Source organism: Pseudomonas sp. KSR10 (assembly GCF_022355455.1).
GTDB lineage: Bacteria > Pseudomonadota > Gammaproteobacteria > Pseudomonadales > Pseudomonadaceae > Stutzerimonas > Stutzerimonas stutzeri_E.
Genome location: NZ_JAKOEN010000002.1, coordinates 72470 through 88338, shown reverse-complemented (window position 1 = coordinate 88338; position 15869 = coordinate 72470). Strand labels below are relative to the sequence as shown.

Sequence of the window (15869 nt, the reverse complement as noted above, 5' to 3'; positions counted from 1 at the left end):
GCGGCTATTCAAGCGAGCCCGGATCTGACGCAGGATCGGTCGGCCCGCCGTGGCTGGAATGGCGGCCGGGGCTCACCGAAGAGTCCTTCACGTCTGGATCCGATTCGCCTTCGGTTTTGGGCGGTGTACTGACGACGTCCCCATCCTCAGTCACCGTGCGGCCCTTGCTGTCCTTGTGCGTCTCAAGCGTCTCCTGCGGAGTCGGGTTGCCCATAGGGCTGGGCCGGGCGCCCTTCTCCTCTTCGGGCGTGCCGGCGGGCCATTGAGCGAACGCGGGTAATGAAGCCATGGCGCTCGCCAACAACAATATTTTTATCAAGTTCATGAAAGGTTCCTCTGTGTGAAATGCTCGCGCTCGAATCGGCGCGGCCCATGAAGCCACCTTTTTCGCCAGAGCGCGTAGCGACGTCGGTCTACAAGCCCAACGGCGGGGCTTGCTTCACGAACCGGTCTTCTGCCGAGCGGTGGCAAAAGGGTATTTACAACGGTGTAGGGCCTGCTAGCGTTGAGAAAAGTCGGCGCACAGCTGCGAAGGCTGACTGCGAGCAATCTCGCGAAATATGAACTTGGACATGTAATGGGAGGAAGGGTCATGGCTTCACGTCTACCTCTGTTGACGATCGAAAACATCCTTCGCAACTACCTTCATCCCTTCCGCTGCGACTGCCATGCGCAGCAGGACAGCCGAGTCACCGTTCGGCTCTACGAGGAGCATCTGGACGGTGAGGAGCTGACCGTATTCGGCATCACAGACGATCAGTGCCGCGACGCGGCCAATCTGGTGCGTCTCGCCCAAGAACTGCGCTTTGAACTTTACGCGACGCGGGGCGGGCTAATGACCTCGTCACTTCCCGCGAAAGTCGCCGAGCGGTAGTTACCGCTCGGCAAACATCCTTGCTATCAGCGTTTGGCCTCGGTGTTCGGCGCTTGTGCGCGGGTCAGATAGGCCTGAGTGAGTTCCGCCAGGTGGCTGCGCATCCATTCGGCCATGGCGACCTCCTCGGCCAGGATGCGGGTGCAGATTTCCGCAGTCTGGGTGTCACCGACCGCCTTGGCAGCTGCGATCAGAATTTCGTAAGAAGCAATTTCGAGGTTCTCGAAAACGTAGCCCATCTGGGCCCCTTTGACGATTTCGTCGTTGACCATCATGCCGCCCATGGCCTGCCCCATCGCCATCATCTTGCCGCCCAGATCCTTTAAGCCCGAGTAGGATTTGTCGTACCGCTGAAGACAGGATTCGATCAACTTGGCCTGATTCTGAGTCTCGGTGATGTGCTGCTCGATACGCGCCTTCAATTCGGGGTAGTGCTCGATGCGGCTCGCCTGCTTGGTGAGCATTGATTCGGCCTGGGCCTCCATCGCGTGAGCGTCACGCAACCACTCGATCAAACGTTCGACGCGGACATCGTTCCCGGTTTGTGCACTTTGCATGGCTGTCTCCCACTGGTTCGGATAGCGATGAGGTTTTGCACCTCTTATCTAGTGTGAAAAGAGCCTTTCAAGGGAGTTCCAAGCTTCCGACTGGCTGCACGTTAACCATGAACTTTGCAAGGGCGACATCAGTCATTTGATGCACCCACGAAGCGGAGCTGGCTTTATCGAAATTCTCAACATCCCCCTGCGATGGGAAGCCTACATAACCGAGCCCGCGCTGCGCACGCTGCTGGCAGCGGCCTCCGTTGTGGTATTGCTGAGCGTGTTCAGTCGTGTACTCACCGCCGTGATGCTGCGATTGGGCCGCAGTTTTCTGTTTACCAAAGCCGTCTCCGAGCAGCTGGAAAAACCCGTTCGGGTGCTACTGCCGCTGCTTGGCCTGCAGGCCGTGCTTGCGGCGGGCAGCGATGAGCCTGCATTGATGGACGCCGCCAGACGCATCACCACTTTGTTGATCATCGCCTGCTTCACCTGGCTGGCCTTGCGCCTGCTGCGCGGTGTCGAGCATGCCGTGCGCTTGAAAAACCCTGTGGATGTGATCGACAACCTCCGCGCCCGGCAGATTCAGACACAATCGAGGGTGCTGCTGCGCACCCTGGGCTTCTTCATTCTGTTGGTCGGTGCCGCTGGCATGCTGATGACCTTTCCCGCCGCACGCCAGTTCGGTGCCAGTTTGCTGGCCTCCGCCGGACTGGCCGGGCTGGCCGTCGGTTTCGCCGCGCGTCCGGTGCTCGCGAACTTGATCGCCGGCATCCAGATCGCGGTCACCCAGCCGATTCGGCTGGACGACGTGGTGATCGTCGAGAACGAATGGGGCCGTATCGAGGAAATCACCGGCACCTACGTTGTCGTGCGGATCTGGGACGATCGCCGGCTGGTGGTACCGCTGCAGTACTTCATCGAAAAGCCATTCCAGAACTGGACGCGCCGCAACTCCAGCATCATCGGCTCGGTATTTTTCTGGGTCGATTACTCGCTGCCACTCGAGCCGTTGCGCGAAGAACTGCGGCGACTCTGTCAGGAGGTTCCTGAGCTTTGGGATGGGCGCGTCATCGTATTGCAGGTGACCGATACCAGTGAGAAATCCATCCAGCTGCGGGTGCTGGTCAGCTCATCGGACTCATCCCGTAACTGGGATCTGCGCTGCCACCTGCGTGAGAGCCTCATTGGCTTCGTCCAGCGCAAATACCCTCAGTGCCTGCCGCAGTTGCGTGCCGATCTGAGCGTCGGGCAGAAGCCGAGCGTCGATCATTCGGTGCCGGAACGCGTGGAACCGGAGCGTCAACCTCCGGTTTGATGGTGCTGTGTCTTAGCTGAGTCGTGCTGCTATACGGGGCGTCGCGCAGCGGACTGTCGCCTCTCGGTGCGTAACGGATGGCTGCGTCGGCTCATTCGTGCTCGCGCAACTTGCGCAGCAGTTGCTCGTACTTGCTCGGTAACTGCTCTAGCCCGTAATGCGCAGCCTGCTTGCGGATCTCCACCCGATCACCTTCGAACTGAACCGTCTCGCTGATGCTGACTTGGCGTTCGCCTTGCATCAGCGCAAAGGCGTAGCACTGGGTGCCGCCGGGATCCTCCTCACCATCGTCGGCGACTCCGGTGTTGGCGATGGCAATGTCGGCGACGCTGGCATTCAGTGCGCCGACCGCCATCTCGGTGGCGACTTCTTCGCTGGTCAGGCCAAAGGTCTCGATGGTTTCAAAACTGACATGAAGCAGCCGGTTTTTCGCTTTCGGCGAGTACACGACGAAACCGCTATCGAGCACCTGACCGCAGCCGGGAATGTCGCCTAACAACGAGGCCATGAGGCCACACGTACAGGATTCGGCAGTGGTCAATTTAATGTGTTTGTCGCTTAAAAATTGCACGATTTCAGCAAGGTCTCGCATGGTCTTGCCTCCGACTGGCAACGGTAATACACCCAAGTTCGGTCAATTTTCGGAACCGAGGTGCCTTCGCAAAGTTCCCCTAGGCTGTTTGCATCAAAACTTGAGAACTAATTCATAGCGGTCCGGTCTTTTTCAAGGTAGGGCCGTGCGAGCCCTATGCCGCGAAACAAGCGGCCCTAACAAGAAAAATCACTCTTGCCGTGCTCATGGTTTGCAGCTCCCCAGCGGGCGCTGTGTGGAAACAAACGTGCTCGTGACCACCTTGGCGCAGATGCCGGTCACTTGGGGAAGATTCTTATGAGTATTGCTGCAGTGAATGCCCGGCCTGTCCACCTCAACACAATCCAACGTCTGGAGACGCCCATCGAGCGTCCAGTGCTGCAGCTTCGCAGCACGCAAGACGACAAAAAGAAGATCCTCTTCGTCACCTCGGAACTGACCGATCTGGTCAAGACGGGTGGACTTGCAGACGTGTCCGCTGCCCTGCCCCGCGCATTGGGAGATCGGCACGATGTCCGGGTGTTGATCCCAGGCTATACCCAAGTCATGCAGTGCCCCGAACCAATTCGCATCGTCGGCAGTGTGCTCTCGCACGGCGATCTACCTTCTTGCCGGATCGGCCGCCTCGATATGCCCGACGGTCTGATCATCTACGTGTTGATCTGCCCTGAGCTCTACGAGCGCGATGGTCTGCCCTACAGCGATGAGCACGGTCACGACTGGCCGGACAACCCGGTGCGCTTCGCCCGCCTGTGCATGGCCGCCGCGGATATCGCCGCAGGCACGGCCTGCATCCGCTGGACCCCCGATCTGGTCCATGCCCACGACTGGCCGACCGGGCTGACCCCGGCGTACATGCATTGGCGAGGGCTGCACACACCCAGCATCTTCACCATTCATAACCTGGCCTACCAAGGCAACATCGACATGAGCCTGCGCCGGGCGCTGGGTATTCCGCTCGAAGCCTGCGGACCTGAGCGGATGGAATTCTACGGTGCGCTGTCGCTGCTCAAGGCCGGTATCGCCTACGCCAATCACGTGACGACCGTCAGCGCTACCTACGCTCAGGAGATCACCACGCCGGAATTCGGCTGCGGCATGGAAGGCTTCCTCAGCATGAAAGCTCGCCAGGGCCTGCTCAGCGGCCTGCTCAATGGTATTGACGAAAGTTGGGAGCCACAAAGCTGCTCACACCTGGTCAGCCCGTTCGGTCCCGATGACTGGTCTGGTAAAAAAATCAACGCGGCGCATGTCCGTGAGCTGTTCGGGTTGGACGAAAGCGACGGTCCACTTTTTTCGGTGGTGTCGCGGTTGGTGCACCAAAAGGGCATCGACCTGACCATCGAAGTGGCCGAGACGATCGTTCAGCACGGCGGCCAGTTGGCCATCCTGGGCCGTGGCGACCCGCATATCGAAGACGAAGTCAGACGCTTGGCCGAGCGCTTCCCCGGCCGTGTCGGCGCGCATATTGGCTTCAACGAGACCGATGCCCGTCGGCTGTTCGCCGGCAGCGACTTCCTGCTCATGCCCTCGCGCTACGAGCCTTGCGGCCTGAGCCAGATGTACGCCCAGCGCTTCGCCTCGTTGCCCATCGCCCACCGCACAGGTGGGCTGGCCGACAGCATTGACGACGGCGTGACCGGCTTTCTGTTCAACGAGGCCACCACGCAGAGTTACCGCCACGCCGTGGAACGGGCATTAGCGGTGCATCAGCGACCGCAACTGCTCAATGCAATGCGCTGCCGCGCGATGGGCAGTGGTTTTTTCTGGCGCCACGCGATCGAACCCTACGACCGGCTGTACCAGCGGTTGCTGGGCGGACGGCGCGAGGCCCGTGCCATTTTTTAACGAGGGTGATCAATGCAGAACAGGCCTGCCCGCAACGGGCAACACGGACCGGTACTACTCGATGCGTCTCGTACCCGGTTCAGGCTCTGGGCACCCGACGCGCAAAGCGTCAGCCTGGTGATCGTCGGCGGCGATACGCTGCTCATGCAGGAAGGCGAAAACGGTTGGTATAGCACCGAGGCAGAGGCTGGACCCGGTACGCATTACAGCTTTCTGATCGACGATGAACTGACCGTGCCTGACCCAGCGTCTCGCGCGCAGTCAGCCGATGTGCACGATCCGAGCATCGTCGTCGATCACGACGCCTATCAATGGCGCAACCGCGATTGGCGGGGCCGCCCATGGCACGAAACGGTTCTCTACGAGCTGCATGTGGGCGCCTACGGCGGCTACGCGCAAATCGAACAGCGACTCCAGACGTTGGCCGAACTCGGGGTCACGGCGATCGAGTTGATGCCGCTCGCCGAATTCCCCGGGGAGCGCAATTGGGGCTATGACGGCGTTCTGCTCTACGCGCCGGAGGCGTCATACGGCACGCCCGAGCAGCTCAAGCACTTGATCGACACCGCCCATGGCCTCGGTCTGATGGTTTTCATCGATGTGGTCTACAACCACTTCGGCCCGGACGGCAACTACCTGCACCGTTACGCCAAGCATTTCTTCCGCCACGATCAGCAGACGCCCTGGGGTGATGCCATCGACTTCCGCCGCCCAGAGGTGCGGAGTTTCTTCATCGACAATGCGCTGATGTGGCTGATGGAGTACCGCTTCGATGGTTTGCGCATGGATGCCGTGCATGCCATCCCGGATCGTTCGTTTCTCACCGAACTGGCCGAGCGAGTGCGCGCAGAAACCGAGCCCGGGCGCCATGTGCATCTGGTCCTGGAAAACGAGGACAACCGCTCCAGCCTGCTCACACAGGGCTTCACTGCCCAATGGAACGACGATGGACACAACGTCCTGCACGCACTGCTGACCGACGAGCGTCAGGGCTATTACGCCGACTATCACCAGGATTCGACCACCAAGCTGGTCCGGTTCCTCGGGGAAGGCTTCATTTACCAAGGCCACCAGAACCGCCGTGGCGAATCGCGGGGCGAGCCCAGCGGGCATCTGCCGCCGACGTCGTTCGTGCTGTTCCTGCAGAACCATGACCAGACTGGCAATCGCGCCTTCGGCGATCGTTTGATCAGCCTCACCGATCCCGATGCGCTCAAGGCGGCGACGGCCGTTCTGCTGCTCTCGCCGATGATCCCGCTGTTGTTCATGGGTGAAGAATGGGGCGCCCGCGAGCCATTCCTGTTCTTCACCAGCCACCACGGTGAGCTGGCCGATGCCGTGCGCGAAGGTCGCCGCGGCGAGTTCGCCGAGTTCGCCGAGTTCGCCGACGAGCACACCCGCGAGCGCATTCCGGACCCTAACGCGGTGGAGACCTTCGAAGCGTCGAAACCCGACTTCAGCACGCGGGTTCAACCGGAACACGCCGAGTGGCTGGCGTTGTATCGCCAGTTGCTGGAAATCCGCCATCGCGAAATCGTGCCGCGGCTGGAGGGCTCGCAGTTCCTCGGCGCACAGGCGCTCGGAACCGCCGCTGCCCTTGCCCGCTGGCGTCTGGGGGATGGCAGCGAGCTGCGTCTGGAGCTGAACCTCAGTGATGTCGACGTCGCGGTCGACCCATCGAATACCGGCGCCCGTCTGCTGCACGCCAGCCGTGCCGGCGCAGCCGAACCCCATGCAAGCACGCTGCAAGCGCGTTCCGCCAAGCTGTATCTGGAGACTGTCAATGAGCGATGAACGACTGAACCGTCTGGCCAAGGCAGCGGGTCTGTCCATCGACTGGGTGGACGCCGATGGCCGCGACCAACGGGTAAGCCCGGAGGTGCTGCGTGCGGTACTCGGAGGGCTGGGCCTCGCCGCCGACAGCGAGAGCGACATCGAAACCAGCCTGGAAAAACTCGATGCCATCAACGGGACTTCCCACGTACCGCCCTTGATGACCCTGGATCAAGGCGCACCCCTGCAACTAGACCGTTATTTCGAGCCGGGCACAGCCTATGCCCTGACGCTCGAAGGCGGTCACCAGCACCAGGGCACACTGGACGATCAGGCACATCTGGCAGCCATCGATACACCGGGCTATCACCACTTGGAGATCGGGGGACAGCAGCTGACGCTCGCAGTCGCACCGCATGCCTGCCCGAGCGTCGAGGATATCGCCGGTCCCAACGCCTGGGGTCTTACGGTTCAGTTGTACGGCTTACGCCGCCCGGGTGATGGCGGGCTGGGCGATACCCTGGCCCTTGAAGCCATTGTGCGCAATGCAGCCGCCCATGGTGCCGATGCCCTCGGTATCAGTCCTATCCATGCGATGTTCACCGGTAATAGCGATCAGTACAGCCCCTATTCGCCTTCGAGCCGCTTGTTCTACAACATCCTGCACTGCGCACCGGAGGCGATACTCGGCGACACACCGCTGCGAATCGCCATCCAATCCTGCGGACTGACCGAGGAGCTGCAACGGCTGGAACAACTGGAGCTGATCGACTGGGGCGCAGTGTCCAGCACCCGTCAGTGCCTGTTGCGGGCGCTCTATGACGACTTCGTCAGCGGTGGCAATGCCCAGCAGGCCGACTTCGAGAGCTTCCGCGAAGCGGGTGGCGAAGCACTGGAAAATCATTGCCGTTTCGAAGCGCTGCACGCGGCCCTGCTTACCCCTGAAGGCGATCCGCAGCACTGGCGCGACTGGCCTGAGCAATATCGCAGCCCGCAAAACCCTGCGGTGGAACAATTCGCCCAGGAGCATGCCGACGAGGTCAGTTACTACGCCTTCTGCCAGTGGCTGATCGCGCGTGGCCTGGAACGCGCCCAGACCGCCGCGCGTAGCGCCGGAATGAAGATTGGCCTGATCAGCGATCTGGCGGTGGGCGCCGATGGCGGCGGCAGCCAGGCCTGGAGCCGACAGGATGAGGTGCTGGCGGCACTGAGCGTCGGCGCACCACCGGACATCATCAACCGTCAGGGTCAGAGCTGGGGTATTTCCGCCTTTTCCCCGTGGGGCCTCAAAGCCCATGGCTACCGGGCGTTCATCGAGATGGTTCGCGCCAACCTAGCGCACGCCGGCGGGATGCGGATCGACCACGTCATGGGCCTGATGCGATTGTGGGTGATGCCGGCCGGCGCTGGCCCCATGGAGGGCGCGTATCTCAACTACCCCGTCGATGATCTGCTGCGACTGCTGTCGCTCGAAGCGTGGCGGCGCCGTGCGGTGATTCTGGGCGAAGACCTCGGCACAGTGCCTGAGGGACTTCGCGAAAAACTCGCCGCTCGCGGCCTGCTGGGCATGCGCGTGCTGTTCTTCGAACGCGACCACCACGGCAACTTCAAGGCGCCTGGGGAGTGGCCGCGCAGCGCCCTGGCGACCTCCACCACCCATGATCTGCCGACCATCAACGGCTGGTGGCGAGGCCACGACATCGACTGGCGCATCCGCGTTGGCCAGCACCAGGAACACGAACGTCCGGCTCAGCTGGAGGAGCGCGAGCGGGAACGTGCCGGGCTGCTCCGTCTGCTGCGCGAATATGCACCGGAGGTTCAGGGCGATCTAGCCGACGCCGAAGTGCTGGCCGACGCCTGTGGGGCCTTCCTCGGGCGTACGCCCGCGCCGTTGGTGCTGTTTCCGGTGGAGGATGCGCTGTGCCTGCTGGAACAACCGAACATGCCCGGAACCACCGATACCCACCCCAACTGGCGACGCCGTTACCCCGGCGACAGCGCCACCCTGCTTGACGATCCTGCTTGCACGCGCCGCCTGAAAATCCTGGCAGAGGCCCGCGAGCAGACCATTGGGAATGACCATCGATGAGAGACCTTAGCGCCACCCTGCGATTGCAGTTCCATCGAGACTTCACCCTCGACGACGCGACGGCGCTGGTCGACTACTTCGCCGACCTGGGCATCAGCCACCTGTACGCATCGCCCTTGCTCACCGCCCGTCCGGGATCGATGCATGGTTACGATGTCATCGACCCCACACGCATCAACCCGGAGCTCGGCGGCGAACCGGCTCTGCGTCGTCTGGTCGCCGCGCTGCGCGCCAAGGGCATGGGCCTGATACTCGATATCGTCTCCAACCATATGGCCGTTGGCGGCTCGGGTAATCCCTGGTGGCTGGACGTGCTCGAATGGGGCCGTCGCAGTCCGTATGCACAGTTCTTCGACATTCAGTGGAACTCGCCCGACCCCCTGCTCGAAGGCCAGCTGCTGATTCCGTTTCTCGGCAGTGATTACGGCGAAGCGCTGCAGGAGGGCAAGATTCCCCTGCGCCTGGATGCCGAGACCGGCGCGCTCTACGCCGAGCACTACGAACATCGCTTCCCCATTACTCCGCCCAGCTATGGCGAAGTGCTGCGGCTTACCGACAACCACGAGTTGCGCGCCCTGGCGCAGCATTTCGATGCCTTGAAGACCGAGCCGGCGCCCTATCAAACGGCCCGGCAGCTGCGCGCCGATCTGGCTCGGCTGCTGGAAGACGACGCAGTCAGGCATACCCTCGAAGCCGCGCTCAAGCACTATGACTCGACCACCGAAGAGGGTTTCAAGCGCCTTCATGGCCTGCTGGAACGCCAGAACTACCGTCTCGCCAGCTGGCGTACCGCCGGCGATGACATCAACTGGCGGCGCTTCTTCGACATCAATGAGCTGGGCGGTCTGCGTGTCGAGCGCCCGGTGGTGTTCGAGGAAACCCACGCGAAAATCTTCGAGCTGATCAGCGAAGGCCTGGTCGACGGGTTGCGCATCGATCACGTCGATGGGCTGGCCAACCCACGCGGTTATTGCCGGCAGCTGCGCCGCCGGGTCGATCGGCTGAACGCCGCGCGGCCTGCCGAAGCGGCGCAGGCGCGTGTCCCCATCTATGTCGAGAAGATCCTCGCCGGGGGCGAACGCCTGCACGACGACTGGGGCGTGGACGGCACCACCGGCTATGAATTCATGAACCAGGTATCGCTGCTGCAGCACGATCCGGCAGGAAAATCGGTGCTCTGCTCGCTATGGAGTGAAATTTCCGAGCGCCCGGAAGACTTCATGGAAGAAGTGCGCCTGGCACGCCAACTGGTGCTTACCGGGCCCTTGGCAGGCGACTTCGAAACCGTGGCGCAGGCCCTGCTACAGGTGGCGCGCTACGACGTGATGACCCGTGACATCACCCTGGGCGCCATTCGCCGGGCGCTGCTGGAGCTGATCGTGCACTTTCCGGTGTACCGAACCTATATCGGTGCCCATGGCCGGCGCGAGGCGGACGAGCCGTTCTTTCAGCAGGCGCTGGCGGGTGCGCGCACCACCCTCGGCGAGGCGGACTGGCCGTTGCTGGATCTGCTCGATCGCTGGCTCGGTGGCGAGAGCCTGCGCTCGCTGCCTCCGGGTCCGGCCCGACGAATCCGTCGCTACGCCTGCACACGCTTCCAGCAGCTCACCTCACCGGCAGCGGCCAAGGCCGTGGAAGACACTGCCTGCTATCGCTCCGGCGCCTTGCTGTCGCGCAACGATGTCGGCTTCGATCCGCAGACCTTCAGTGCGCCGGTGGACGCTTTTCACGCCGAGTGTCTGGCCCGCGCCGAGCATTTCCCGCGCAATTTGCTGGCCACTGCGACCCACGATCACAAGCGCGGCGAAGACACCCGCGCCCGGATGACGGTGATCAGCGAGCGTGCGGAGTGGTTTGCCGCCAAGGTGCGTCATTGGCGACAACTTGCCTATGGGCAACGACAGGAGCTTGCCGAAGGGCCCGCGCCTTCCGCCGGGGATGAGATGCTGCTGTTCCAGATTCTGCTCGGAAGCTGGCCGCTGGATATGGATGCGAATGACCGCGAGGCTGTCGAGGCGTACGGCGAGCGGATCATCAAGTGGCACGAAAAGGCCGTGCGCGAAGCCAAGCTGCGCAGCACCTGGACCGATCCCAACAGCGAATATGAAGGTGCCTGCCAGCAGTACATCAGAGCCCTGCTGCTCGACGAGCAATGCAAGACCCTGCGCACCGAGATCGCCGCTGCGGCGACGGAACTCGCGCCGGCCGGCGCCCTGAACAGCCTGACCCAGACCTTGCTGCGCATGACCACGCCCGGCGTCCCTGACCTCTATCAAGGCGCCGATTACTGGGACTTCAGCCTGGTCGACCCGGATAACCGACGGCCCGTGGACTTTGATCGGCGCCGCGCCACGTTCGACCTGCACGCGCAGCCCGCCGAGCTGCTCACCAATTGGAAAGACGCCCGCCTCAAGCAATGGTTGATCGCCCGAACCCTGGAGCTGCGCCGTCAGCAGCCTCGGCTGTTCACCGAGGGTCGTTACCTGCCGTTGAAAGTCGAGGGTGAGCACGCCGATCGCCTGATCGCCTTCGCACGGGAATTGGATGGCACCTGGCTGATCGTCGTCGCCGCACGGCTCGCCAGCAGCCTGCTCGCCGACAGCCCTTCGCCGCAGATTCCGGCTGAGCGCTGGGGCGACACCGTCGTGCAACTACCCGATGCGCTGAGCGGTCACGCAATGGAGCGACTTTTTGACGGAATGACAGTCACACCCAAACAGGCGGGTGTACGTGTAACAGAGATTTTGCAATCACTGCCCTTGGCGCTTTTACAGCTATCTATCCCAGTTCAACAGGAGAATCAGAACGATGACTAAAGACGAGAAACGCATCCGCGAATTTGCTTACGACATTTGGGTATCGGAGGGGCGCCCACACGGCCAGGACGAACGTCACTGGGAGATGGCTCGGAAATTGGTCGAAGCAGAAAATGGCAAGTCGACCGAGAAGCCTGCAAGTCGCTCGCGCAAGACGGCCACCAAACCAACCGATGCGACGCCTGCTGCAAAACCCACCAAGGCCGCCAAGCCCGCGCAAGATGCCAAGCAGGCCACCGACGTCAAGCCAGCAAAACCAGCGGCCAAAAGCACTGCGCGCCCCAAGGCCAAGGCTGGTACAGAAGCCGCCGAAGGCACCCCTGCAGGCGTGAAGAAAACCCGCGCCCCACGAGCCAAGAAAGAAAGCTGAACGTTACGCCGCGATCCCGATCCGGCTGTCGAGCGCCAATCGTGACTGCGGCTTTCCAGTGTCTTAACCGCCCGACCAAGAGCTGCCATCGGAGATTTCATGAGTAGAAAAAAACCTGCGGCGCCTCAGATTCTGATCCCTTCGCGTATACGCGAAGGACTTCCCTTCCCGCTTGGCGCTACCTGGGATGGGCTGGGAGTCAACTTTGCGATCTTTTCCGCGAACGCGACCAAGGTCGAGCTGTGCCTGTTCGATACCGATGGCGAAACCGAGCTCGAGCGCATCGAGCTGCCCGAATACACCGACGAGATCTGGCATGGCTACCTGCCCGACGCCCATCCGGGGCAAATCTACGGCTATCGTGTGCACGGCCCATACGAGCCCGATGCCGGTCATCGTTTCAACGCCAACAAATTGCTGATAGACCCCTACGCCAAGCAATTGGTGGGTGAGCTGAAATGGTCCGAGGCCCTGTTCGGCTATACGATCGGACACGCCGACGCCGACCTCAGCTTCGACGAACGCGACAGCGCCCCTTTCGTGCCCAAGTCCAAGATCATCGACCCGGCTTTCACCTGGGGGCATGACCGTCCCGTGCAGGTGCCGTGGGACCAAACCATCATCTACGAGACCCATGTGCGTGGTTTCACCATGCGCCATCCCTCGGTGGCCGAAGACATGCGCGGCACCTTCGGCGGTTTCAAGACGCCGGAAGTGATCGATTACGTGCGCAAGCTAGGCGTCTCGTCGATCGAGTTCCTGCCGATCCATGCCTTCGTCCAGGACCAGCACTTGCTGGAAAAGGGCATGAGCAATTACTGGGGCTACAACAGCATCGCCTTTTTCGCTCCGCACCCGAAGTATCTGGCCAGCGGCAAGATCAGCGAGTTCAAAGAAATGGTCGCGCACCTGCACAATGCCGATCTTGAGGTCATTCTCGATGTGGTCTACAACCACACCGCCGAAGGCAACGAGCTGGGCCCGACTCTGTCCATGCGGGGCATCGACAACGCCTCCTATTACCGTCTGATGCCGGACGAAAAGCGCTACTACATCAACGACTCCGGTACCGGCAACACGCTGGATATGAGCCACCCATGCGTGGTGCAAATGGTCACCGATTCGCTGCGCTACTGGGCGCAGGAGATGCACGTCGACGGCTTCCGTTTCGACCTGGCGACCATCCTCGGCCGCCAGCACGATGGCTACGACGAACGCCACGGTTTCCTCGTGGCCTGTCGTCAGGACCCGGTGCTGGCCAAGACGAAACTGATCGCCGAACCCTGGGATTGCGGTCCGGGTGGCTATCAGGTCGGCGGCTTCCCACCTGGTTGGGCGGAGTGGAACGATCAGTTCCGCGACACCGTTCGCTCGTTCTGGCGCGGCGATGATGGGCAGTTGGCTGATTTCGCCAGCCGGCTCACCGGTTCAGGTGACCTGTTCAATCAACGCGGCCGTCGGCCCTTCAGCTCGGTCAACTTCGTCACCGCCCATGACGGCTTCACGCTCAAGGACTTGGTGTCCTACAACGAGAAGCACAATGAAGACAACGACGAGAATAACCGCGACGGCAGCGACAACAACATTTCCTGGAACCATGGCGTAGAAGGCCCGACGGACGATCCGGAGATCACAGAGCTGCGCTTCCGGCAGATGCGCAACTTCTTCGCCACGCTGCTGTTCTCTCAGGGCACGCCGATGATCGTAGCTGGCGACGAATTCGCCCGCACCCAGCACGGCAACAACAACGCTTATTGCCAGGACAGTGAAATCGGCTGGGTCAATTGGGATATTCCGGAAGACAGTCGCTCGTTGCAGGCCTTCGTGCGCAAGTTGATTCGGCTGCGCCAGCGTTATCCGATGCTGCGCCGGGGACGATTCCTGGTCGGTGCCTATAACGAAGAGTTGGGCGTCAAGGACGTTACCTGGCTGGCTCCTCACGCAGAAGAGATGACCGTCGAGCATTGGCAGGACGGCAACAATCGCTGCATGGGCATGCTCCTCGATGGCCGCGCACAGCCGACGGGCATCCGCCGGGCTGGCTCGGACGCGACGCTGCTGATCATCGTCAATTCCCATCACGACGTCGTCAATTTCACGCTGCCGGAAGTGCCCCAAGGCATCTACTGGAACCGCCTGATCGACACCAACAACCCTAATGCGCGGCCCGAGCAATTCGAGTTCAGCGATGAGTACGCGCTGACCGGCCGTTCGTTATTGCTGTTCGAGCTGATCAAGGAAGAGGAATAAACGTCGATCAAGGGAACGGCTCCGCGCAACAAGGTCAGGGCCCCGGTTTACGGGGCCTTGGCGCATCTGAAGCCAGTCGCGGCGCGGGCGCGTCATCGGCACTCAATCGTTGGTTGGATACCGACGTGCGGTAGTGAACGCCACCTCCTTCCCTTAGTCCCAACCCCTGCGCGGCATTCACGCAACCCGACGGATTTGTCCTGCCGGCCGCAGGCAGATTGTCCCATCCGTGACGGATCACTCGCATATGGCTTCGACCCGGCTGATCGTTTCACTTGCTCTACTGACCTTCTGTTCCGCCACTGCCCTGCCCGTTCTGGCCGGTGGCAGCATCACCAACGCGACGCTGCCGGCGACCAAACCCGGTAGCGTGCGACTGCTCGTGAATCGGACAGGCTCCGGCAAGGCAATGGACGTGCACAACGATACGGACGTGCCGGTCGAAGTGGTGCTGCGCTTGACCCGCATGGTTAATGTCACCGGTGTCGGCAAGGGTGTCGTTCGCCAGACTGTGCCCGCACGCACCCGCATGCGCGTTGCTACCTTGCGCAAACGCCAGCCTGGTTATCCGCTGATGTATCAGCAGTCGTTCAGCTATTCATTCATCTACTCACCAGAGCCGGGGAAGAAAGGCTCGGTGGGCGGTTACGCCTATGCGCTTCCTTGGAAAGGTGGCCCTTTCCGTATTTCCCAAGGCGCCGGAGGAGATTTCAGCCACAACTCGCCCAAAGGCCGCTTTGCTGTAGATGTCGCCATGCCGGTGGGCACGCCAATCGTAGCGGCACGCGCGGGTACCGTACTGGAAGTGCGCAATAACCAGGGCGGCCGGCTGCCTGATCCGGCGGGCAACTATGTGCGCATTCTTCACGACGACGGCAGCCACAGCGCCTATCTGCACCTCAAGCGCGGCTCAGTGCAGGTGCAATCGGGGCAGCAAGTCAAGGCGGGCGCCCTGCTCGGCCGCTCCGGCAATACCGGGCGCAGCACCGGCCCGCATCTGCACTTCGTGGTGCAAAAAGCCTATGGCGATTCGATGGTGTCGATCCCCTTCCGCTTCTCCCAACCGGTCAATGCCCTGCCGAACTTCGCCCGCAACGACCCTTGAGCTACAAAACGATCAGCGCTTCCAGGCGAAATTGAAGGTTTCGTCCGCGGACATGCGCTGCAGGTGGTCGGCCACCACGGTTTCCATTTGAGCCAACTGTGCTTCGTCTTCGGTTTGCACCTGTGCGGTCAAGCTCCCGTCGCCTGCGGTCAGCAGACACTGGGCGTCGCCAAACGCGATATGGCCTTGTTGATCGTCGAAGCTGACCTCGAATTTGTGACTCCAATGCTTGCAAAGCCTGCGGATCAGGCGACTTGGGTTGGACGTTTCGATCTGTACGGTGGAACTGTGCATG

The 15869-nt window shown here is 61.8% G+C and carries 13 protein-coding genes; 9 read left to right on the top strand and 4 right to left on the bottom strand.

Going from position 1 to position 15869, the window contains the following annotated elements:
• Positions 1–4: 4 nt before the first annotated feature.
• On the bottom strand, positions 5–325 hold the full coding sequence (locus tag MCB86_RS00350) for a hypothetical protein (protein WP_045162267.1): 321 nt from the start codon (positions 323–325) through the stop codon (positions 5–7).
• Positions 326–592: 267 nt separating this feature from the next.
• Between MCB86_RS00350 and MCB86_RS00345 the strand changes: the two genes are divergently transcribed.
• Positions 593–874, top strand: coding sequence for a DUF1652 domain-containing protein (locus MCB86_RS00345; protein WP_045162268.1), 282 nt, complete (start codon positions 593–595; stop codon positions 872–874).
• 26 nt (positions 875–900) lie between these two features.
• On the opposite strand, the gene MCB86_RS00340 is transcribed toward MCB86_RS00345, so the two are convergent.
• Complete coding sequence (locus MCB86_RS00340) at positions 901–1431, bottom strand: ferritin-like domain-containing protein (protein WP_045162269.1); 531 nt, start codon at positions 1429–1431, stop codon at positions 901–903.
• A gap of 187 nt (positions 1432–1618) precedes the next feature.
• On the opposite strand from MCB86_RS00340, the gene MCB86_RS00335 reads away from it, so the two are divergent.
• A complete protein-coding gene (locus MCB86_RS00335) occupies positions 1619–2731 on the top strand; it encodes a mechanosensitive ion channel domain-containing protein (RefSeq protein ID WP_239609069.1) in 1113 nt (370 codons plus the stop codon).
• Between the two features lie 91 nt (positions 2732–2822).
• Here the strand turns inward: MCB86_RS00335 and MCB86_RS00330 are convergent, their stop codons facing one another.
• Entirely contained in the window at positions 2823–3323 is a 501-nt protein-coding gene (locus MCB86_RS00330; RefSeq protein ID WP_045162271.1) for a CinA family protein, read from the bottom strand.
• A 297-nt stretch (positions 3324–3620) separates the two neighbouring features.
• On the opposite strand from MCB86_RS00330, the gene glgA reads away from it, so the two are divergent.
• The 7 genes from glgA to MCB86_RS00295 all read left to right on the top strand — a co-directional run bounded on the left by glgA (position 3621) and on the right by MCB86_RS00295 (position 15574).
• Positions 3621–5171 (top strand): glycogen synthase GlgA, encoded by a 1551-nt coding sequence (gene glgA / locus MCB86_RS00325; protein ID WP_239609001.1) that lies wholly within the window; start codon positions 3621–3623, stop codon positions 5169–5171.
• A 12-nt stretch (positions 5172–5183) separates the two neighbouring features.
• The gene (treZ, locus tag MCB86_RS00320; protein ID WP_239608999.1) at positions 5184–6965 is read left to right on the top strand and encodes a malto-oligosyltrehalose trehalohydrolase; all 1782 of its coding nucleotides are present in this window, start codon (positions 5184–5186) and stop codon (positions 6963–6965) included.
• Entirely contained in the window at positions 6955–9033 is a 2079-nt protein-coding gene (gene malQ / locus MCB86_RS00315; RefSeq protein ID WP_239608997.1) for a 4-alpha-glucanotransferase, read from the top strand. The genes treZ and malQ overlap by 11 nt, the downstream gene beginning before the upstream one ends.
• Complete coding sequence (locus MCB86_RS00310) at positions 9030–11849, top strand: malto-oligosyltrehalose synthase (RefSeq protein ID WP_239608994.1); 2820 nt, start codon at positions 9030–9032, stop codon at positions 11847–11849. The genes malQ and MCB86_RS00310 overlap by 4 nt, the downstream gene beginning before the upstream one ends.
• The gene (locus MCB86_RS00305) at positions 11842–12219 is read left to right on the top strand and encodes a DUF2934 domain-containing protein (protein ID WP_239608992.1); all 378 of its coding nucleotides are present in this window, start codon (positions 11842–11844) and stop codon (positions 12217–12219) included. Before MCB86_RS00310 ends, MCB86_RS00305 begins: the two co-directional genes overlap by 8 nt.
• A gap of 99 nt (positions 12220–12318) precedes the next feature.
• Positions 12319–14469, top strand: coding sequence for a glycogen debranching protein GlgX (gene glgX / locus MCB86_RS00300; RefSeq protein WP_045162277.1), 2151 nt, complete (start codon positions 12319–12321; stop codon positions 14467–14469).
• A 247-nt stretch (positions 14470–14716) separates the two neighbouring features.
• Positions 14717–15574, top strand: a complete 858-nt coding sequence (locus tag MCB86_RS00295) for a M23 family metallopeptidase (RefSeq protein WP_239608989.1) — start codon at positions 14717–14719, stop codon at positions 15572–15574.
• A gap of 12 nt (positions 15575–15586) precedes the next feature.
• Here MCB86_RS00295 and MCB86_RS00290 read toward each other — a convergent pair whose 3' ends face one another.
• Positions 15587–15868 carry a DUF2218 domain-containing protein gene (locus MCB86_RS00290; RefSeq protein ID WP_239608987.1) on the bottom strand — a complete coding sequence of 94 codons (282 nt, stop codon included), beginning with the start codon at positions 15866–15868 and terminating at the stop codon, positions 15587–15589.
• Position 15869 lies beyond the last annotated feature (1 nt).

What these genes read in the sequence shown, in the direction of transcription:
- treZ (WP_239608999.1), top strand. Translation starts at nt 5,184, where the DNA reads ATGCAGAACAGGCCTGCCCGCAACGGGCAACACGGACCGGTACTACTC.
- glgX (WP_045162277.1), top strand. Translation starts at nt 12,319, where the DNA reads ATGAGTAGAAAAAAACCTGCGGCGCCTCAGATTCTGATCCCTTCGCGT.
- MCB86_RS00295 (WP_239608989.1), top strand. Translation starts at nt 14,717, where the DNA reads ATGGCTTCGACCCGGCTGATCGTTTCACTTGCTCTACTGACCTTCTGT.
- MCB86_RS00330 (WP_045162271.1), bottom strand. Translation starts at nt 3,323, where the DNA reads ATGCGAGACCTTGCTGAAATCGTGCAATTTTTAAGCGACAAACACATT.
- MCB86_RS00350 (WP_045162267.1), bottom strand. Translation starts at nt 325, where the DNA reads ATGAACTTGATAAAAATATTGTTGTTGGCGAGCGCCATGGCTTCATTA.
- MCB86_RS00290 (WP_239608987.1), bottom strand. Translation starts at nt 15,868, where the DNA reads ATGCACAGTTCCACCGTACAGATCGAAACGTCCAACCCAAGTCGCCTG.
- malQ (WP_239608997.1), top strand. Translation starts at nt 6,955, where the DNA reads ATGAGCGATGAACGACTGAACCGTCTGGCCAAGGCAGCGGGTCTGTCC.
- MCB86_RS00305 (WP_239608992.1), top strand. Translation starts at nt 11,842, where the DNA reads ATGACTAAAGACGAGAAACGCATCCGCGAATTTGCTTACGACATTTGG.
- glgA (WP_239609001.1), top strand. Translation starts at nt 3,621, where the DNA reads ATGAGTATTGCTGCAGTGAATGCCCGGCCTGTCCACCTCAACACAATC.
- MCB86_RS00310 (WP_239608994.1), top strand. Translation starts at nt 9,030, where the DNA reads ATGAGAGACCTTAGCGCCACCCTGCGATTGCAGTTCCATCGAGACTTC.
- MCB86_RS00340 (WP_045162269.1), bottom strand. Translation starts at nt 1,431, where the DNA reads ATGCAAAGTGCACAAACCGGGAACGATGTCCGCGTCGAACGTTTGATC.
- MCB86_RS00345 (WP_045162268.1), top strand. Translation starts at nt 593, where the DNA reads ATGGCTTCACGTCTACCTCTGTTGACGATCGAAAACATCCTTCGCAAC.